Source organism: Candidatus Liberibacter sp., assembly GCF_014048425.1.
GTDB lineage: Bacteria > Pseudomonadota > Alphaproteobacteria > Rhizobiales > Rhizobiaceae > Liberibacter.
On record NZ_JACETX010000024.1, the window covers coordinates 1 to 21,110 of the forward strand.

Below are 21,110 nucleotides of genomic sequence, written 5' to 3' on the forward strand. Positions count from 1 at the left end.
CGGAGGTTTTAGTATTTGGACTTTGCCTTTCGGCTCTTGCGATTAGTATTCTGGGATTGATAAGCAATTGGGTTTCTGCGGGACTATTGTCTCTTTCTATATTTTTCTATGCGGTCGTGTATACAGTTTACTTAAAGCGTTGTACGCCACAAAATATCGTAATTGGAGGAATAGCAGGTGCTCTTCCTCCAATGATCGGTTGGTCTGTTGTGACTGGTGAAGTATCGATAGATAGCTTTGTCATGTTTTTAATCATATTTCTTTGGACTCCTCCACATTTCTGGTCTTTGGCATTGCTCAATAAGGATGATTATGCCAAGGCGGGCATTCCGATGTTGCCGAATGTTGCGACAGAACGAGTTACTAAAATCAATATTCTTGCATATACTGTTTTGACTGCAATTGCTGGAGTTTTGCCAGCAATCCTCGGTTTTGTAAGTATGGCATATGGATTAATAGCATCTTTTTTGGGATTTAGGTTTATTCTAGGGGCATTGCGTATGACATTTTCCTGTGGCGGGGAAAAAATTTTTTTACCCGCAAGAAAACTATTTTTGTTTTCAATAACGTATCTTTTTGCTTTATTTTCAGCTTTGATGTTCGATTATCTGATAGGGATGACGGTAATATTAGATATGTTTCTGATTTCTATCAAAGATGGATTATTTTGAAATATTTAATCGCGTAGATGTATATCAATATCAAAGAGAGACTCTATATGAGTTCGGAGAATGTTTGCTGTTATTTTTCTGTTAAAGTCGTATGTCAAAGGAGAGGGTAATGGCTAGATCATCTATCCGCCTCGCATTGCTTTTATTCTCGCTCTAGATAAAGTCTCAAGATGTGGGGTGGCAATGGATCATATGTCGTCCGATGTGATATGAATCCCTCTCTACCTCTCGGCCATAGATTTGCGGTTTTGTATTAGATATTTCACATTTTCTGGTAGATAGTGCGCTATTAGCAATCGTTGAAGACAAAGTCTGGTTGTTCTTGATTCTGCAAAAGATATAATCTCTAGGTTCTGTTGAGATAACGTTGCACAGCCTGTAAAATCACGACATAGATCTATCGATAATATCACTTATTCGGGATTATCCTGATGGGTAATTGGCCGGTGAATAGTTTACCTCGATGCCCAAATCCTTAAGCTTAGTAACATGAGATTGATCGAAATCTGTCGTTAATACAGAACGAACGTTAAGATTTTTGAGTATTTGTGCTATGGCATAAGTTTCTCGTAAACTTTTCCTGTCCGATTTTTTTTGCACTGTATTTGTTACAATAGAAATAGAATTATCATTCCAATCTTGCGGCGTAAGATTCGAAAAATCCTGATGCAAGTATATAACGATTCCCCGACCGTTAGAGAAAATTTCTTGTATATAAAGATCCAAAGTTTTCTTTTTGTCAAAAACATTAAAATTTTCTCTATGCAAGTACATTGGGACGTTACATTGCTTTGAAATATTGCCGACGACCAGAACGTCATATCGGAAATTTTTCTCTTGTGTAAAATAGGTAATCGCTTGGGCAGGTCCTTCTTTTGTTTCTATGTTGTTCTGAAATTGGGGTATAAGCAAAGCATCCTTTTGTTGGCGCCAGGAAATAAGATCCATAACAGAAATAATTTTTAATCCATTTTTTTTTGCAAAATCAATGACTTGTTTTCCTTTTTTTATGGTTCCGTCATCATTAACTAGCTCACAAATAACGGCAACAGGAGGGAGTTGTGCAAGCTTGCATAAATCAACAGCTGCCTCTGTATGACCGGAACGTTCTAGTACGCCGCCATCGCGTGCTATCAATGGAAAGATATGTCCTGGTCGGACAAAATCCTCAGGAGAACTTTGTGGATCAGCAAGATTTTTTACAGTATGCGTTCGATCGTCAGAAGATATACCCGTGGTAATCCCATGTTTGGAATCAACAGATACAGTAAAAGCAGTTCCATGCATTGCTTCGTTTTCGGATACCATGAGATTGAGACCAAGTTTGCGTGCATTTTTGTAAGGCATGGGTGTGCAAACAATCCCGGAAGTATAACGTATAATAAATGCCATTTTTTCTGGAGTACAGTGTATCGCAGCAAGAACCAGATCAGCTTCATTTTCGCGATCAGCTTCATCCATAACGACGATAATCTCTCCTCGTTTAAAGGTTTGGATGATTTCAGTAATTTGTTGTTCTTTAAGTGACATCATTTTTTCCATATCTTGCTTTGCCTATTTGTCCTCTATCGCGTAGATAATGGTCCGCTAAAACACATGCTACCATAGCTTCGCCTATCGGAACAGCACGAATTCCTACACAAGGATCGTGCCGACCTTTCGTTAGAATGGTTGTTTCATTTCCATCAGCATCAATGGAAAGCTGTTCTACCGGGATTGAAGAAGTAGGTTTCACTACAAATCTTGCGATTATTGGTTGTCCAGTAGATATGCCACCTAAAATGCCACCAGCGTGATTTGAAAAGAAACATGGAAAACCATGATCATCTATTTTCATGCAATCAGCATTTTCTTTCCCTGTCATGGATACGGATTGAAAACCTTCACCGATTTCTACTCCTTTTACGGCATTAATTGACATCAGCAATGCAGCTATATCCTGATCAAGTTTTCCGTAAACAGGAGCTCCTAATCCTGCAGGTACATTCTCTGCGACCACTTCAATCACAGCGCCGATAGAGGATTTTTTCTTGCGAATTGTATTGATATATTCCTCCCATAGCGGAACTATTTGTGAATCTGGAGAAAAAAATGGATTTTTATTTACCTCATTCCAATCCCAATGAGAGCGATTGATCTTATGTGGTCCAATTTGTATGAGGGCTGCACGAACAGAAAGGTTAGGAATGATCTTGCGTGCTAGAGCGCCAGCTGCGACTCGAGCCACTGTTTCTCTTGCGGAAGAGCGTCCTCCTCCGCGAGGATCACGTATTCCGTATTTGACGTCATAGGTGTAATCCGCATGTCCAGGTCTATATTTTTGGGAAATTTCTTTATAATCCATAGAATTCTGGTCAATATTCTCAATTGTCATTGCAATGGGTGTTCCGATTGTTATGAGCGATTTTCCATTGTCTTCTTCTAAAAATCCGGACAATATTTTGACAATATCATTTTCTTTTCTTTGGGTAACAAAGCGAGAATTTCCTGGTTTTCGTTGATCTAGACGATACTGTATTTCGTCAAGCGTAAAGCGAATTCCTGGAGGACATCCGTCAACAAGACAGCCCAAAGAGATACCATGGCTCTCTCCCCAGGTTGTGACACGGAAAAGATGTCCAAATGAGTTGTATGACAAGATATCCCCTCCGGATTGTTTTTCTCAGATGTATTCGTTGAGCAGAAAAAAATTAGCAAAGGATCAAAAGGAAATAGTGTCCTCATTCATGACTGCATTATTATTTTATCTATCGGCATTCAAATGGAAATTTTTGGTATAATAGGAGATAAATTCCGGAAAGTCTTATAAAAATTTTATTTAAGGTATTTATTGCTTCTAGATCTCAGTTAGCTCCCGCTTCCCCCTAGGATTTTTCCTTTTTAGCGCTTTTGATACTGCATTTTTGCATTTTTAAATGGCATTATACGATAACTAGCCTCCAGGCGTTCTTTCATCTTTTCAGATTTGAATTATCACGTTGCTCTAGAATAGCATTATTCGTATTTAATTCCTGCATAAGCTTTATAACCGTATCATCTGGCTATTTTGATAGTTGATCTATTATTATATTCAATAAATCGGTGTTTATATTTAAATTATATCTGAATAGGTTTTCCAAACCAGAAGACGTAAGATTTTTAGACAATAAATCCGTGACATTAGCAAATGCTTTCGAAGGATTTGTAGGTTTTTGTAATTCTTCTATATTTCCGCCAGAAGAGGTATTTATTACTGTTGTTTGAGTTTTATTTGCAGAAACCACAGGGTTACGTATCTTCTCTAGAAGATGTGTTTGTGACTGCTGTTTGAGCTATCTCCGCAGTAGCTTCTTTATGAGGTTCGGATTCTAATAAATCACAATCATTATAATAGTACGGAAGTTAATACATTAATCAAAATAAACCTTGCATTAAGTCACGAAAAAAGTGACGGAGTCTAGAAATTGGAAATTGAATTTTTATCTATTTACAATTCGTTTTTAAATTGATCCAAATCTTTGAGGAGGCTGAGATTGACAGTCTATCGATTATAATCCTTAGTCCATTCACGCAAGAGCTACTGTCTTTTATTTCGAGCTTCTGGTATACAGATGGAATTGTTAAAAAGCTTAGGGAGGTAGTAAGGGAAGATGCAGGAAAACTCAAAGTCTCTGATTGAGGGTTAGGATAAATTTAAGTCTTTGTTTTTATATTTATATTCTAGGATTTTAGGAGAAGATCTCTCAGAAATATTTTATAATTTGGTGCAAATTATGTGCCTGTAGCAGTGATGATATCGAAAAAGATATTATCTTCTTTCCATAAAGAAATTTTGAAGCATTTGTTTACTAAGACTTTCTGATATACCAGAGTATACTTCTGGTTTATGATGACATGTCGCAAGCGTATAGAATTGAGAACCATTTTCTATCCCTCCACTTTTAGGATCGGAGGCGCCATAGTAAAGTCTACGAATACGTGCAAAAGAGATAGCTGCTGCACACATTGTACAGGGTTCTAATGTTACGTAAAGATCAACTCCCGGGAGGCGTTCTTGTGATAATGTCTTACAACTCATGCGTATTGCCAAAATTTCAGCATGTGCAGTAACGTCTTTGAATTCACGAGTCCTATTTCCTGCTCGACCAATAATTTTGTTATCCAGTACAGCAATTGCTCCGACGGGAATCTCATTGCGTAGAGAAGCTTGAAGAGCCTCTTCCAAAGCGAGGGACATAAAAATATTTTTTTTATCCATAGCTATGTTTCTAGAGAAAAAATAATCAAATAACAATAGATTCCAGAATAAAATATGCTAAATCCTTATTGAGTTAATTGAGTTGGTTTGTTGGAGAAAATAGATATTGAAAAATATCTCATAGGGGGATGGATTTTTTGAAGGATATGCAGGTTGTGCAAAAGGAATTGCCGTCGGAAAGAGTAGCAAAAGTTATTGCGCGAGCCGGAATCGCCTCTCGGCGTGAGGTGGAGCGTATGATTATGCAAAAGAGAGTAAAGGTTAATGGTATTGTTCTTGATGGACCGGCGATAAATGTTACAACTGCTGATCATATCGAAGTAGATGGAAATTTCCTTCGGGAAGCAGAGAGAACGCGTCTCTGGCTTTATTATAAACCTGCAGGTCTCGTGACAACTCATTCTGATCCTGAAGGACGTCCTACTGTATTTGACAATTTGCCGACTTCTCTATCCCGAGTAGTTTCGATTGGACGGCTTGATATCAATACAGAAGGGCTTCTTCTTCTTACCAATGATGGTCAGCTTTCTCGTATTCTTGAATTGCCTGTTACCGGATGGTTGCGTGTTTACCGTGTGCGTGCTTATGGGAAGATTGATCAATCGAGGCTTGACGAACTGAGAGAAGGAATAGCGCTTCAAGGTGTGTTTTATGGAGGAATTCAAGCGATCATTGATTCTCAAAAGGGTTCTAATATCTGGCTTAAGGTAAGTCTTCGTGAAGGAAAAAATAGAGAAATCAAAAAGGTCTTTGAATCTTTGAATTTGGAAGTAAACCGACTAATTCGTATTTCGTATGGCCCTTTTCAGTTGGGAGAACTAACCGAAGGAAGTGTGAAAGAAGTTTCTGGAAAAGTATTACGGGATCAACTAGGTCCAAAGCTTCTTGAAAAAGCAAGAGTCAATTTTGATGCTCCAATTTATTCTTCTGAAACGGTGATTCAGGAAGGGGATAATACGGCTTTAAAACATATAAGAAAATCTATTAATTATCTGGGAAAAGATAAGAAACACCAGGAAAATGATAAGTTTAGCGAAAGAGAATATATCTCTCCTTCAATGCGGAGAAGGAATCGCGCTTCTAATGTTTGGATGGCGCAAGGCTCCTCGCACGCATCATCTTCGGTTGATAGAAGAAAGGAAGAGGATAATCAGGATAATCGCTCAACAAATTATAAAGGCGATCAAAAAGGAAAATATTTCAATAAAAAAGAAAAAGCGTCTTTTCACAAGAAGGGTAAACAGGGTGCTATAGGAGAAGTTTTTGCCTCAAAGAAGATAAAAAACTATTTATCTGAGAATAATCGCATGAAAAATAGAAGTCGGCGAGATGCAAATTATCGGAGGTAAATTTCGAGGTCGTTCTTTATATGCACCTAAAAATAGATCCATTCGTCCTACCGAAAGCCGGACGAAAGAGAGTCTTTTCAACGTTATTATGCATGTTTATCCCAATGCTTTGAATGCTACTCGTATGTTAGATGTTTTTGCTGGTACAGGCTGCATTGGTTTTGAAGCCTTGTCACGAGGCTGTCAGTATGTTCTATTCATAGATAATAATTCTGAAAGTTTAAGATTAATTCGCAAGAATTCTACACTCTTGAATGTGGGAAAGAGCAGTGATATTCTCTTACGGAATGCCTTGTATTTAGGGAATATTGGCGATACAAAACCCTTTCAAATTTTGTATTTAGATCCTCCGTATTGTCAAGGACTTGCTCAGAAAGCCTTGGATTCTATAGATAGTGGAGGATGGTTAGAACCTTCAGCTTTAGTCATCATAGAAGAACATATAGGAGTTGATATTTCTGTTGGACATGCTTTTAAATTTCTTCAAAAGCGTAGATATCGGGATACGCAGATCCATTTTTTTTGCTATGATCCTACATAAGGGATGGTATCATATCTACAGAGAGGTTTTTATAGGACATATCAATAGATTCATTCTTTTCTTCTGGAGAGGAAAATATGCTTCCCATAAAAGTAAATTTTTAAGCAGGACATTTAGAAAGTCCAGTTTAGGGTGATGTTGGTATTTTTATATCCAAGAAGGAGAGATATATCCTGTATTCAATAGGATTTAAGGGGAGAGAGATATGCTCCAGTTTCTTTGACGAGATTGAAAGTCAGATTCAATGCAGTGGATATTTTTTTATATGTGTTAAAAATTCTTGGGTTATAATGAGAGGTCTTATTTTATGATTTCTGATGCTATTTCAAAGGCTAATGTGGAGTATGCCGCTAAATTTGTTGATTTGGCGTTGAGAGCGGGAGCTGATTCTGCCGATGCTCAGGTTGTGTATTCTAAGGTCAAGAATTTTTCCGTTCGTTTGGGAAAAATAGAAGGGACAGGGTTATCTGAGAACAATCTTCTGTCATTGCGTGTATTTGTTGGGCGAAAAGTTGCACTGGTATCGTCTAGTAATCATGATGCTGATTCTCAACAAATCGTTGAGAGAGCTATAGACATGGCGAAAGTTTCACTGGAGAATCCTTCTGCATCTTTGGTTGATAAATCTCTTCTTGCCCATAATTATCCTGAGTTGGATATGTATGATCCGACTATCGTTCCCGATAGTGATTTGTACGATGCTGCTTTTTCTGCGGAGGAATCTGCTCTTTCGATTCCAGGGGTAAGCAATTCCTTGGGTGCCTCGTCTTCTGTTGCTGTTGGGGGATTCGGATTGGTAACGTCGCACGGTTTTACTGGTTCTTATATGAAAACACGGTTTTCCCGATCTGTCAGTGTTGTTGCAGGACAGGAAGGGAAGAGTATGGAAAGAGACTATGATTTTGATAGTTGTACCTTTTATTCATCTTTACGTTCTTCAGAAGAAATAGGTCTTCGTGCAGGGAGTTTTGCTGTACGTCGTCTTAATCCTCGCAAGATGGATACCGGTTTAAGTACCGTTGTTTTTGATCCGCGTATATCTCCTCATCTGATATCTTCTTTTATTCAAGGGATTAGTGGAGAAACGATTGCCCGTAAGGTGAGTTTTTTGCGTGATAGTTTGGGGGAAAAGGTCTTTTCTAAGGGTATAACTATTGTTGATAATCCTTTTATAAAACGTGCTTCTGCTTCTCGCCCATTTGATGATGAAGGTGTTTCGTTCGGTCCTTTGGTTTTAGTAGAAGATGGTGTCCTGCAAAATTGGCTTTTATCGAGTGCATCTGCTCGTGATCTCGGTTCTCGTACTAACGGTCGAGGTGTGCGTTCAGGCTCTTCCATGGTTGCTGCTTCTACAAATATTTCGTTAAAACCAGGAACAATCTCTTGTGAGGAGTTAATCCGGAGTGTTAAAAAAGGACTGTATGTCACTGGGATTATAGGGCAAGGTACTAATCTGATTACGGGAGAATATAGCCAAGGTGTTTCTGGCTTGTGTATTGAAAATGGTGAATTGGCGTATCCTGTTTCAGGGATAACGATTGCTTCCAATTTGAAAGAAATGTTCTCACGTATTACGCCTGCCAGTGATATAGAGTGCCATCGTGCGATTTCTACCCCAACATTGGCAGTTGATCGTGTTATGCTAGCTAGCAAATGATGTTTGATGGATGAGAATCGGATATATAACTGGAAAGATGATCTTGATATAGTCAGATCTGCGGTTCAGGGTGCTAGTGTTGTGGCGATGCGGTATTTTCTATAATATCCCAAATTTTGGTGGAAAAATGGAGGAAAATCTCCAGTAAACGATGCGGATATTGCTGCTGCTGATTTATTGCTTGAAGGGGTTGGTGGTGCATTGGTTGGCGTTGACGGAAAATTTATATCGTATAATCGCCTTCAGGTGAATCATGGAGTGTTATTTGCCTCTTCTAAACGTCATTTTTCACTCTTTTCGGGAGCATTTGACATCTTTTTGAATAGACGGTTTATGGAGAATTTTTTATGTACTGAGGGATTATAAGAGGATAATATTTAGAATATTGAGAAAAGGATTGTCATGAATAAGAAAAAAAAAGAAGAACAAGTTTTATATCTTGTTTTTGGTGGAGAATTGGAGAATCTTTCAGGGAAGAAAATTCGTAATCCTAACGATATTGATATTGTTGGGATATTTTCTAGTTACTCCAGTGCCCGTGATGCTTGGAAAGCAAAATCTCAACAAATGGTAGATAATGCGCTTATGCGTTATTTTATAGTGGATATATCGCGTTTTTCTCATTTTGATACGGAAAATATATAATATATTATATTCCCATAGGAGTTTGTATTTTTTATGCATTAGATTTTTAAAGTGTTTTTTCGGTCATTGTTTGTAGTGTATATATAAGATGGCGATAGAGTGAGTGATAGTTTGGAATGAGGAGGGAACTTCTTATTGAGTGTTTATTTGAGTCACATTCTTTTAACTGTATATCGTTGGGGCGGAATCGTTTTAGCCCCTTTTTTATCACTTTATTTGCTTTTAAAAGGATTTATAAGCGGAAAGAAGGATTCTAGAAGAGCAGAGCGTCTAGGATATTCGAGTGCTATGCGTCCCGTCGGTCCGCTTATTTGGTTCCATGCTGTGAGCATTGGAGAGACGATAGCTCTTATTGAACTCATTCGTGAAATACGTCGTCGTAAGGTTACTGTTTTATTGACGACAAAAACGATTTCTTCTGCTATTTTAGCACAGAAGCGCTTAGGGCAGGAAGTGATTCATCAATATGCCCCATTTGATGTGAAGCCTGCTCTTTCACGCTTTCTGAATCACTGGAAACCTGATTGTGTCATTTTATCGGAATCAGAAATATGGCCACTATCAGTTTGTGAATTGGCTAAGAAGCGCATCCCTCAGATTCTCGTCAATGCACGTATGTCTTCCCATTCTTTTAAAAATTGGTGCATTTTCCCAAGTTTGTCCGAAAAGATTTTTAGCAAATTATCTTTAGCTGTTGTTCAATCTGAGGCCAGTTACGAGATTTATAGGCAATTAGGGATAAGAGAATTAGTCGTATCTGGTAATCTTAAAGTAGATGTTGGGTCGCCACCGTGTGATGCAACAGTACTTTCTACATATCGTCAACAGATTGGAGAAAGATATACTTGGGCAGCAATTTCGACTTTTGAAGGAGAAGAAGATGTTGCCGTATATGTTCACGAAAAAATTGCATCTTGTCATAATATTTTGACTATTATTGTGCCTCGTCATCCTGAACGCTGTGATGCGATTGAAAAAAATCTTCTTTCCAAAGGATTGAAAGTTGCACGTCATACGCGTGGAGATGCGTTGAGCTCAGATATTGATGTTTTTTTGGGCGATACGATTGGTGAAATGGGTTTGTATCTGCGTATGACTGAAATTGCTTTTGTAGGTCGCTCTTTATTTTCAAAAGGAGGACAAAACCCTCTTGAGCCAGCTATGCTTGGTTGTGCGATTATATCTGGTCCAAATATAGATAATTTTCGGGATATTTATCAAAAGCTGGCATCTTCGGAATCTGCTTGTATAGTTCAAGATGCTGAAAAATTAGCCAATATAGTACACTTATTACTATCCAAGCCAAGGCTACGATATAAAATGATCAATAACGGTATGAGTAAAGTAGAAGAAATGCAAGGTGCTCTTGAAATTACGTTGCGAGCTTTAGAGCCCTATATTAATCCACTCATTTTTCAAGCTCGTTTATTGCCTAGGAGAATACGTATTAAGAAGACGAAGAGAAGTCTTCAATGAAAACTCTATATGGATTTTAGGAATATTGAGGATCTCTTTATTTTCGAGCATGATATAAATAGGAAAATTTTTTCTTCAAAAGAATGTGACGGAATTTAATTGTTTGTGCTTGAGTTACATATGCCAAATCCTGGCGTTTTAATAAGGTTTATAAATTCATGATTAAGGCGCCATCGTTTTGGTGGAGAAAATTTAGTTTTTATTCCTTGGTTCTGTATCCTATGTCTTTAATTTACGGTGTGGTGGTATCTTGGTTGATGAGACATGGTCGCCGTTGGGATGTTGTCGTTCCTGTTCTTTGTGTTGGGAATTTTGTTATGGGAGGAGCAGGCAAAACGCCAACTGCATTGGCACTTGCCATTGCTGCGATTGATAAGAATCTTAAGCCAGGATTTTTATCGCGCGGTTATGGACGAAAATTCAAGTTCCCTATTTGTGTTGATTTGAGTCGACACGGAGCTTTTGATGTTGGTGATGAGCCATTACTTCTTGCTCGTCAGGCAACGACTGTTGTTGCAAATAATCGGGAAATAGGGGCTCAGATGTTGATTCAAGAGGGAGTAGATATCATCATTATGGATGATGGTTTTCACTCTGCTAATTTAAAAGCAGATCTTTCTCTTGTAGTCGTGGACTCTCGTCGTGGATTAGGAAATAGATTGGTATTTCCGGCAGGGCCCTTGAGGGTTCCTCTTCCAACACAGCTTCTTTATACTGATGCTATTCTTTACATAGAAAATTCAGATAATACAGATTTTCCGGTGTTTTTTACTGCTAAGCCTGCGTACTTTTCTAGATTGAAGCCACGTTTGGAATTTGATTTTTCCAATATCAAGGTTCTTGTTTTTTCTTGTATTGCTGATACAGAAAAATTTTTTATTACTGTTAAAAATCTTGGAGCCGCTCTTTCACAATGCCATTCTTTTGGAGATCACATGCATCTGAGCGATAAGAAGATAGAATTTCTTCTTAATCAAGCTGAAAGCGAAAATCTAGTTTTAGTCACTACCGAAAAAGACGCTGCGCGCTTGCAAAAACGTCCAGGAATAGCCGAAAAACTTTTATCCAAGTGTCTCATAATTAGAGCAGATATGGTATTTCAAAATCCAGAAGATCCTTTGCATCTGATTGAGATGACGCTTGCTTTTTTCAGTAACAAAAAAAAGCAGCATATTTTTAATACGAGATAGTTCCCTCACGTCTTTCAGCTTCCAGGGAAGTTTCTGCGTCGGCATAAGGAACTTGTCTATCAACGCTCCAATAGCATAGATCATTCAAGGGAATATGCTTTCCTGTTATTGCACAAGTTACAAATGTTCCTAGACGTATGATTTCAAAATCTCCATCTTTATACCGAAGAACTGCCTCAATCTCATTATTTTTATGAAACATATTTATGAAGTCTTTCTGTATTATAGTAAGGTATGATACGGTTTTTGGTGTTTTAACGCCCAAACAGTCTCTCTATATCGGATAACTTGAGTTTAATGAAAGTCGGACGTCCATGATTACATTGACTGCTGTTCGGATTTCTTTCCATTTTTCTCAGTAACATATTCATCTCTTTTAATTGCATTTCCCTCCCTGCGCGAATAGAAGCGTGGCATGCTATGGTTGCGAGGATTTTTTCCGTTTTATCGATCACGTTATTTGTTGTATTATATTCTATAATTTCATCAACCAGATCTCGAAGGAATGTTGATATATCGCTGTTAGCTAAGATTGCAGGAATTGAACGAATAGCAATCGCATTCGATCCAAAGTGTTCAAGTGTGATTCCTAGTTGAAGAAGTTCCTCAGCATGCTCTATTACGAGAGAACATTCTCCTTCAAGAAGATCGATAATTTCTGGAATCAATAATATCTGTGACGTTATCCTTTGATTGTGCATGTCTTCGCGTATCTTGTCAAAGATTAGTCGTTCATGGGCGGCATGCTGATCAACAATAATTAATGCGTCAGCAGTCTGAGCGATAATGTAGTTTTGATGGATTTGTGCGCATGCCGTGCCAAGCTCATTCTGGAGAGATGTATCTTCTTGTAGAGGACTGTGATCCAAATGAGATGTTTCGGGGGGCAGTAAATCTGTAGTGGACGGAGAATTTTCTTGGAAGGAAAATTGCTGAAAAAATGAAGGCGTATCTTGAGAGATATATTTGGATAGAAATTTCCTCCCGGTGTTTTCTTTTTGGAAAGAAGAAAGCATCTTGGTAGAAAGAGAAGAAGAGGTGGCAAGTTTTTTTTGAGAAATTGATTGTTGGATACTGCTAATAATAAAATTGCGCACCATGCGTGGATACCGAAAACGGACATCAGATTTTGCAGGATGGACATTGACGTCTACTTGTTTTGGAGGAATTTCCAATAGGAGAATAATAACAGGATATCGTCCTTGAGGAATGGTTTCTGCATAAGCTGCTCGAATTGTCGCAAAAAGAAACTTATCTTGAACTGCCCTACCATTGACGAAAGTATACACTTGATTCGTCTTTCCTCGATTAAAGGTGGGAATTCCTGCATATCCTCGTAGTCTCATATCCTGGGATACTGTATCTATTTCAATTGAATTTTCGATGAAATCTTTGCCAATCACTTGAGAAATACGATCGGAAAAATTGCTGGAAGTAGATGGAAAGTCCATCATAGCACGACTGCTTCCAGTTGTTGATAGTGTGAATCGTACTGCAGGATAGGCGATTGCTATGCGTCGGATGACATCGGCGATTAAGTTGGTTTCTACTTGAGTGCTTTTTAAAAAGTTTAATCTCGCGGGTATTGTAAAAAAAAGATCTTGGACTTTTACAATAGTTCCAGGATTAATGGCGGATGCACAAATAGGTGAAATTTTATCACCAGAAACAGATATTTGTGCTCCGATTTCATTTTTAGAAGGACGGCTCATGAGGGTAAGATGAGCTACGGAGCCTATTGAAGGTAAGGCTTCTCCTCTAAAACCGAATGTATGAATATTATCAAGATCATCTGATATTTTCGACGTGCAATGACGCTGTACTGCCATACGTATTTCATCGGATGTCATGCCACAACCATTATCAGAAACTTGAAAGAAAGATTTCCCTCCTTCAGAAATAACGGTTTCAATACAGGTAGATTCTGCATCTAGGGAATTTTCGATAAGCTCTTTTATAGCAACCGATGGTCGCTCAATAACTTCACCTGCAGCGATTTGATTGATAATTTTTTCAGAAAGTCTTCTAATTTTCATGGAATCTATTACTTTTAGATAAGTTATACCTACTATCTCACTCTACAAGAGCTTGCGAAGCAAGAACACATTTTAATTCTTGATTAATAGATGTTTTGAGGGAAAAGGGCAAATTGCGAGAAAGATTTAGACTATTAAATTGATGTAAAAGAGAAACATGCTCTATAAAAAATACATTATTCAATATCGTCACTTAACATAGGATTATTTTCTTTTGATAATAGAGATGCTATACGACAGAAATCTTCTACGGCAATGTTTTCGGCTCTGAGACTCGATTCTATGCCAGATCTGTGCAATAATTCCTTTCCTCCCAGTGTTTTTAGGCTTTGTCGCAGTGTTTTACGACGTTGTCCAAAAGCTTCTCGAGTGACTTTTTTAAGGGATTCTAGACAGCAAGGAATAGGCTTAAGACGTGGTGTAATATGCACAACTGTCGATGTTATTTTAGGTGATGGGAAAAAAGCCTGGGGAGGAATATCAAATACCATACGGGATTCTGTTCTCCAGCCAGTTAATACACTGATCCTACCGTAGTTAGAATCATTCTCTTTCGCTACTATGCGTTGCCCGACTTCCTTTTGAAAAAGGAGAGTTAAGGATTCCCAACAAGGTGGCCAAATAAGAGGAGTAATCCAATCAAATAATAGCCGTGTTCCAATATTATATGGAAGATTTGAAATAATTCGAATAGGGCGATTGAGATGTGAGAATTCTTTGAGATCAAATTTTAAGGCATTTCCTTGTATAATTTCTATTCTATTTGGATATCGAAAAGAAATTTCTTCCAATATTGGTAAAAATTGTTGATCTTTTTCTATAACAATTACTTTTTTCGCTCCTAATGCAAGAAGTTCTAGGGTTAAGTTTCCTGGGCCTGGACCAATTTCCAATACGGTGATACCATCCAAGGAACCTGAGGTATTTGCAATCTTCTTGATAAGATTGAGATCTAAAAGAAAGTTTTGTCCCATTTTCTTATGGGGGATGATTCCATAATGATTGATAAGCCTTTGTAGGGGATGATGTTTGTTTTTTGCAATCATTGTGAACAGATTTTTTGATATCCAAGTCGTGCACCCATCTTAAGAGCTGAAAGCAAACTATCCTCTTGGGATCCTTTTGTTCCAGCGATATTAAAAGCGGTGCCGTGATCTGGTGACGTACGTATAAAAGGAAGGCCAAGTGTGATATTTACTGTTTCATTAAAATCAAGGGTCTTCGTCGGGATAAGAGCTTGATCGTGGTACATGCATATAGCTACATCGTAATGTTGACGGGCACTGTCATGGAACATGCTGTCAGCGGATAATGGTCCTGAAATTTGAATGTTTTCATTCTGCAATTGTGCAATGGCTGGACAGATGATATTACACTCTTCAAGTCCAATATTGGCGTTTTCTCCTGCGTGTGGGTTTAACCCCGATACAGCAAGCCGTGGATTTTTTATATTGAAATACTCTTCCATAGCATGATATACGGTATGACAGGTTTCGATAATGAGTTGTTGCGATAGAGTCTGTGAAATTTTTGTAAGAGGGATGTGAATCGTAATAGGCACAGCCCGTAGTCTTGGTCCAGCTAGCATCATCACTGGTTTACAAGTCATACCTATGTTTCGTTGTACCAGCTCAGCTAAAAATTCTGTATGTCCAGGAAATTTGAAATCAGCTTCATAAAATACGGATTTCGAGATAGGATTGGTGACCATTGCCAGCGCTTTGCCAGAGAGAGTAAGAGAGACAGCTTTTTCGATAGTTGCAATGGTAGAAGGTACCGTTGCGGATTTTGGTATTCCTGCTATAATTTTGGCTCCACATGGAGAGCTTATAATTGGCAATGCATGTGTAAATATTGAAATAGCATTTGAACAATCTGTTTCGTATAGAGGGACAGTAATATTGAGTTGCTTGGCTCTAGATCTCAAGACATCCGGATCCCCGATATAAAGAAAGGGAGGAACAGCCCTGTTCTTGCGATTTAACCATGCCTTTAGAGATATATCAGGACCAATTCCAGCTGGATCTCCTTGAGTAAGGACAAGAGGGGAAGAAAGAATGAATTCTTCCATACAATATCTTCTTTCTACTGGTAGAAGTGAATATTTGCGCTTGAGCGTAATTTCTTGATATATTCTCTCGAATACTTCTCGAAATTTTTTTCGAATTTTTGACGGAGATTTTGAGCATTAAAAATCGCTCTAAGAGCAATTTCACCGTTAATTTCTCTTGTGCTACAGATTGAGTAATATTCAATGCCATTTTTAGATATGTAAGTGTCGGTTGTGCCTTTATGGGCTTTCCTGAGCATATTGATAAGTTGAGGATCTAAATCGGGTTCATGCAAACGTAGAACATTGCTAATATATACGTCGTGCATTGTAGATGCGAATTCTTCAGATTTTTCACATCCTGGAAAGTGGGAACGTGAATCTTCCGCTTCCTTTTGTCTTTTTATGAGTGCATTATTATTATTGAGTTCTTTGTGGGGTACTATAAATATAACTTTTTGTACGGTATATTCTCGTATAGTTGCCTTTCCCTTCCTTTCTCGTACAAAATCCATAAATTTTTCTTGATAATTCTTTTCCTGGATATTTGACATGAAAGTAGAGTATACAAGATGCGGCCAAGTAAGTTGTAATGTAATGAGATTTCTCCAATGTTTTTCCTCAAAGCCTTCAGATTCTAGAGATTTTGCAAATTCCTCTTTTGTCATTCCGAGTCCGTTGGCTTTATTTGCAAAATAAGCATCAATAGTATCCGAAGACACTGACATGCCATGTCGGTCTATTTCTTGTAGTTGCAAAGCTTCAGTAATGAGTTGTTCTTCGGCCATTTTATTGAGATTTTCATTTTGTATCCCTTGTCGCAAAGTCTCTGCGCGTTTGGAGACATCAACATCAGTAATGACCATACCATTTACTGTTATTCTTATTTTGCTGGAAATAGCCCACGATTCTTGTGTGCCAGATAATCCTGCTATCAATATGAAGAATGGTGCTACCATTAGACTAATATTTTTTTTACTTGAATTGAATTTTCCGAAGATCATTTAAAATCCTTGTAATTAATAAACATCATATTTTATCCCATAAGTTTAACGAATGATGCATTGATAACAATACTTTATAAGAGAGAATGATAGCACATGCTTATATCTTAGTACATATTTGAAGATACGCCCAGATTGCCGATAGTTCTAAGTCCGAGATTAGCGTTGATTCTCCAATTTCTACTCGGATTGTTAGGTATATGTTCATAAGAGATATCAAAGACAGCACAGTCATTGCGATAAGATAGTCCAAGCGAATGCACATTATCAGAGAAAATATTTTGTTTACGCAAGTTCCATGTTGAGGATGTTGTCGCAGAAAAGCTTTCGTTCAGTTTTAGTTCAAAGCTTGATTTTAGTATGTCGCGGGAGAAATACTGATTTTGCTTCGGATGATCTGTAATGTGTGTGTAACCCAAGTTGGCTGCCCATATATCATTGCTATAATTGAGATTGGCATCCATGCTGCGTAAGCCAAGTGTTTTGCTGTCGGTCAGCATTTGAACAGAAAGCATGAGATTATAAGGAGTAATTACGCTTATTGCTCCTACATAGTCGGATCTTTCATCATTAAGACCTGAATTTTCTTCTATCCCGATAACATCTGCAGATGCAAAAGAATTTTGCCCCGCCAAATGGATTGATTGTCCTATGATGCCGTGAATTGTATACAGGTTATTGAAATATCCTGTGTAGCGTAATCCTAAGTTGGTGCGAATTCCGCCTTCCATGCGATCGTAACCAGAAAATTTGTCGCGTCTAAATAAAGAATTTGAATTTAAAACAAGGCTTTGAGCATCTTCATTCGGTATCATTCCTGCGTATAATTCGTTTGTACGCAAATATAGCTGGGCTATTCCTTCTAAAACATGCCGTGATGATTTTGCAATAATCAAAAAGGGATATCGGGTTTCAATTCCTGGCGTCACCATGCTACGCATGAAAGTTTTTCGATCAGAAGAGTTATCTAAAAAATCTAGTAGTTTTATTCCTGGCATCACCATGCTACGCATGAAAGTTTTCTGATTAGAAGAGTTATCTAAAAAATCAGGTGGTTCTATCCTTGATGAGGGTGTAAAACTTCTAGTAGGAGCGTTGTGTATGTCTCCCCTTAAAGCTATGGAGGGCGTTGCGATTATACCAAGCGGTGTGATAAAGTTTTTCTTCCATTCTAATTCTGCAGATACTCGACTATTCACTCCGGAAGGAATCCAAATTTCGTTGTAATTATCGTTCGGTTTTGATGGGTTTGGGCGAGAAAATGCAGTAAGATTTCCATTAAGCGATAGTTCTCCACCTGCAAAAGACTTCGGTTCTATATAGTCATAGTCTATCAAAAAATAGATATTTCCTTGTGCAAATTGATTGTCGTCTGACGATGGAACTTGTGTTGCGAAGTGTGATGTTCGTAGATTGAGGTAGGTCTTTTCTCCGAGACCAGTAAGATAAATTTTGTTTTCTCGAATTCTACTCGAAGAATCGGTTATATTATAATTATAGGAAAAGTGGTTGTTACTTTGAACCATTCCATCCCATCCAAAGATCCAATTGGGATTGATTTCGAACTTTGCCGTTGATGAAAGCATTGCTTGATGATTTGTTGTTGTATTATCAGGCGCAGGTTTTTGATTATTGAGTGTATACATATAAGCGGCTCGTAATGTGTGTATTCCATTTCGAAAGTGTTTGCGAAATTCAAGTTCGCTAAAAATTCCTGCGGTTGGATACGGAGTAACGGTTAAAGTTGCATCTGCGCTTCTTGATATGACTTGGTAATAAGGTATTTGAAAGCCAATACCTTGTTGTGGTCCGGAATAGACGATTTTTGGAAAGAGAAATCCTGTTTGCCGGGAAATGGTGTTGTCTGGAATTTCAATGACAGGAAGATAAGCGACCGAAGTACCAAAGAGTTCAAAATATGCTTTTTCAAGACGTATAGTGTGTGTACGATCGTTTTGTATGATGCGCTTGGACTTAACTGCCCAAAAGGGAGGGAAGCTTGTTTTCGGAGAATAGCAAGCAGAGCAGGCTGTATACATACCATGGTTAAAAATGGCACGCTCTTCCCGGGCAATGCGGGTTGCACTCTTGGCAGAAAGATATGTATTATTGGGCATTTTGATGGTGAGTTCTTGTATGAATCCATCTGAAAAATTATCAGTTATATCAATATGGTTAGCATGTAAGCGATTTCCATTTTTTTCGATCAGTTCAATGTTACCATTAGCAATGATTCTGCCTGTTTTGCGGTAATACGTTATTTTATCAGAAGTCACGTAATATCCATTATACGACATTTTTACGTTTCCCACAGCAGTCGTGGTATTCGTATCGGCATTGTAGATGATTTCGTCCGACGAGAGTGTTAGTTTTTGATTGTGAGCAGTGGTCTCTTTTATTGGAAGAATGGTTTTTTTGTCATCTATTGGTTCTTGAGAGGTTACTTCATTGTTTGAAAAGTTGATAGCAATGATCAGAAAAACCCATAGAATGGCTGGGATTTTGTAATGATGTTTTTTCACCGTTATCCGTCCTCTTTTGCTAGAAGAAACGAGATGCTAAGAGACGTTGCTATGATGATTGGAACTGCTGCGGAGATAAAGGGGAGTAGAATGCCAGATTTTCCAAAGGATTTCATAATTATCGTTATGGTATACAGCACGGATCCAGAAAAAATACCCGACGAAATAAGAGCCAGATATTGTCCAGAACGACTAAATTTCAAAGACACACAAGCCGCTATTAATGTCATAGATACGAGTAAGAGGGGTGTTGTTATAAGACAATAGAACCGAGTTTCTGATAACCGACTACCAATAGATTTTGGGTTTTTAGAGAATAAGATTCTTTTGATTGTATAATAAAAAGGGATACATTCAAAAAAATCGGAATATTGCTCAAAATCATCTATATCAATGGAGACGTTGGTTACTACAGAATCTTTCAATACGGGATTTTCCCCGTATTTATACTCTACGACTTTTTTAAGCAAAATGTTTTCTTTGAAGATAGTTGCAGATTCGGCTTCCTGTCTGAGGATAATCTGGTCTTCTTTATCGAATCTTATAATGGTAACATTGAGTAAAATTTTTTCTTTTTTTAAAATTTTTTTTGCGCCAAGGATAAAGTTCTCTTGGTTGGTTCTTTTGTGAATCCAGGGAATGGTATTGGGATCGTTCATTGGATTGCTGGTATCCTCTCTCCATTTATTTTTTAAGGGAAAAGTTATATTTTCTCCGGCGACGGCGATTGGGTTGATAATTAATATTGTAAATATTCCTAATAAAAAAGAACCGGTCACAAAAGGCAATAGAAATTGCCATACAGAAATTCCTGCGGAACGTGTTGCGATTAATTCATTTTTTTTATTAAGACTAAAAAAAACAAACATGCTGATCAACAAATTGATGAATGGGATGGTTTGTTGTATGAGCAATGGAACTCGCATGATGGATAGAAGTGCGCCTTCGGAGAGGTTGTATTTCGGAAAGCTCCCCATGATAAGCTGTGTTTCGTTTAGCTGAATTATAAACATCAGCAAAATGAATCCTAATAGAAAGAAGATGGCGATCTTTATATAACATTTAAAGAAATGACACCATAGGGTGCCTGGTAGAAGAGAGGACATCATGATGGATATTTTTCTTTCTCTATATTCTCGTGGTTCCCCTTGAAATCAGGAACGTGAGCACTCCAAAGGTACAGGAGAGAAATATATATAGAAGAGGAATATAAAACGAATTTTTCCCAATGCTATATATAATATGCGAAAAACACACAAAAAATCCCAAAGAAACTGCCAAGGCTTTTATCGTAGGATGTATTTTTGCGGAGTGACGCGGAGATGTGCTTCCTCCGATAGTTGCTATTGAAATTAACCCAAATATAATGGGAAACAACCACTGCGTTAACCTTTTATGAAGTTCTGCACGATGTTCTTCTACCGTATCCTTGTACTGGGGATCTTCTAGATTGGGATTGAATAGAAAGTAAAGATCTCGATCTTCTGCTTTGATTTTGGGTTTTTGTACGGCACTTAATAGGGGAGCCATGTCTATGATATAGGAATCAAATTTAATGATTGAAATATTCGGAGAAGTAGAAGATTTTTTGTGTATCTCTCCGTCTTTTAAAGTGATAGATTGACCGTCCATATTGAGGAATCCACTGCGTGCGTAATAGATCGTATGTTCGCTAGGATTATGCGAGTTCGTCATAAAAAATCCTTTTGCTGTACGGCTAGAGGGTCGTTTT

At 37.9% G+C, this 21,110-nt stretch carries 18 protein-coding genes and 1 pseudogene; 7 read left to right on the forward strand and 12 right to left on the reverse strand.

Annotated features, from left to right (window positions below):
* On the forward strand, positions 1-671 hold a 671-nt coding region (locus H0G72_RS03645; protein ID WP_182017428.1), incomplete at its 5' end, for a protoheme IX farnesyltransferase.
* Between the two features lie 423 nt (positions 672-1,094).
* Here H0G72_RS03645 and ribB read toward each other — a convergent pair.
* From ribB to H0G72_RS03665, 4 genes are all read right to left on the reverse strand, one after another.
* Positions 1,095-2,201, reverse strand: coding sequence for a 3,4-dihydroxy-2-butanone-4-phosphate synthase (ribB, locus tag H0G72_RS03650; protein ID WP_409049323.1), 1,107 nt, complete (start codon positions 2,199-2,201; stop codon positions 1,095-1,097).
* On the reverse strand, positions 2,191-3,309 hold the full coding sequence (aroC, locus tag H0G72_RS03655; protein ID WP_182017430.1) for a chorismate synthase: 1,119 nt from the start codon (positions 3,307-3,309) through the stop codon (positions 2,191-2,193). The genes ribB and aroC overlap by 11 nt, the downstream gene beginning before the upstream one ends.
* Before the next feature lie 403 nt (positions 3,310-3,712).
* Positions 3,713-3,934, reverse strand: a complete 222-nt coding sequence (locus H0G72_RS03660) for a hypothetical protein (protein ID WP_182017431.1) — start codon at positions 3,932-3,934, stop codon at positions 3,713-3,715.
* Between the two features lie 524 nt (positions 3,935-4,458).
* Positions 4,459-4,908, reverse strand: coding sequence for a nucleoside deaminase (locus H0G72_RS03665; RefSeq protein ID WP_182017432.1), 450 nt, complete (start codon positions 4,906-4,908; stop codon positions 4,459-4,461).
* 164 nt (positions 4,909-5,072) lie between these two features.
* On the opposite strand from H0G72_RS03665, the pseudogene H0G72_RS06240 reads away from it, so the two are divergent.
* From H0G72_RS06240 to lpxK, 6 genes and pseudogenes are all read left to right on the forward strand, one after another.
* Positions 5,073-5,855 (forward strand): annotated as a pseudogene (locus H0G72_RS06240) (pseudouridine synthase); the annotation flags it as partial.
* 382 nt (positions 5,856-6,237) lie between these two features.
* The gene (gene rsmD / locus H0G72_RS03675) at positions 6,238-6,798 is read left to right on the forward strand and encodes a 16S rRNA (guanine(966)-N(2))-methyltransferase RsmD (RefSeq protein WP_182017433.1); all 561 of its coding nucleotides are present in this window, start codon (positions 6,238-6,240) and stop codon (positions 6,796-6,798) included.
* Between the two features lie 307 nt (positions 6,799-7,105).
* On the forward strand, positions 7,106-8,455 hold the full coding sequence (locus tag H0G72_RS03680) for a TldD/PmbA family protein (protein WP_182017434.1): 1,350 nt from the start codon (positions 7,106-7,108) through the stop codon (positions 8,453-8,455).
* Between the two features lie 402 nt (positions 8,456-8,857).
* Entirely contained in the window at positions 8,858-9,100 is a 243-nt protein-coding gene (locus H0G72_RS03685) for a DUF4170 domain-containing protein (protein WP_182017435.1), read from the forward strand.
* Between the two features lie 135 nt (positions 9,101-9,235).
* Entirely contained in the window at positions 9,236-10,576 is a 1,341-nt protein-coding gene (gene waaA, locus H0G72_RS03690; protein ID WP_182017436.1) for a lipid IV(A) 3-deoxy-D-manno-octulosonic acid transferase, read from the forward strand.
* Positions 10,577-10,734: 158 nt separating this feature from the next.
* Positions 10,735-11,766: a tetraacyldisaccharide 4'-kinase gene (gene lpxK / locus H0G72_RS03695; protein WP_182017437.1), complete on the forward strand. Its 1,032-nt coding sequence runs from the start codon at positions 10,735-10,737 to the stop codon at positions 11,764-11,766.
* On the opposite strand, the gene H0G72_RS03700 is transcribed toward lpxK, so the two are convergent.
* From H0G72_RS03700 to H0G72_RS03735, 8 genes are all read right to left on the reverse strand, one after another.
* Entirely contained in the window at positions 11,753-11,968 is a 216-nt protein-coding gene (locus H0G72_RS03700; RefSeq protein ID WP_220456102.1) for a DUF2093 domain-containing protein, read from the reverse strand. The genes lpxK and H0G72_RS03700 overlap by 14 nt on opposite strands.
* A 52-nt stretch (positions 11,969-12,020) precedes the next feature.
* Entirely contained in the window at positions 12,021-13,802 is a 1,782-nt protein-coding gene (mutL, locus tag H0G72_RS03705) for a DNA mismatch repair endonuclease MutL (protein WP_182017438.1), read from the reverse strand.
* A 176-nt stretch (positions 13,803-13,978) separates the two neighbouring features.
* Positions 13,979-14,848 carry a 16S rRNA (adenine(1518)-N(6)/adenine(1519)-N(6))-dimethyltransferase RsmA gene (gene rsmA / locus H0G72_RS03710; protein ID WP_182017439.1) on the reverse strand — a complete coding sequence of 290 codons (870 nt, stop codon included), beginning with the start codon at positions 14,846-14,848 and terminating at the stop codon, positions 13,979-13,981.
* Positions 14,845-15,873 (reverse strand): 4-hydroxythreonine-4-phosphate dehydrogenase PdxA, encoded by a 1,029-nt coding sequence (pdxA, locus tag H0G72_RS03715; RefSeq protein WP_182017440.1) that lies wholly within the window; start codon positions 15,871-15,873, stop codon positions 14,845-14,847. Before pdxA ends, rsmA begins: the two co-directional genes overlap by 4 nt.
* Before the next feature lie 14 nt (positions 15,874-15,887).
* Complete coding sequence (locus H0G72_RS03720) at positions 15,888-16,856, reverse strand: SurA N-terminal domain-containing protein (RefSeq protein WP_182017441.1); 969 nt, start codon at positions 16,854-16,856, stop codon at positions 15,888-15,890.
* A 107-nt stretch (positions 16,857-16,963) separates the two neighbouring features.
* Entirely contained in the window at positions 16,964-19,378 is a 2,415-nt protein-coding gene (locus H0G72_RS06385; protein ID WP_182017442.1) for an LPS-assembly protein LptD, read from the reverse strand.
* 2 nt (positions 19,379-19,380) lie between these two features.
* Positions 19,381-20,487, reverse strand: a complete 1,107-nt coding sequence (locus H0G72_RS03730) for an LptF/LptG family permease (protein WP_409049322.1) — start codon at positions 20,485-20,487, stop codon at positions 19,381-19,383.
* 19 nt (positions 20,488-20,506) lie between these two features.
* Positions 20,507-21,110, reverse strand: a 604-nt coding sequence (locus tag H0G72_RS03735; RefSeq protein WP_182017443.1) for an LptF/LptG family permease, incomplete at its 5' end; no start/stop codon positions are given.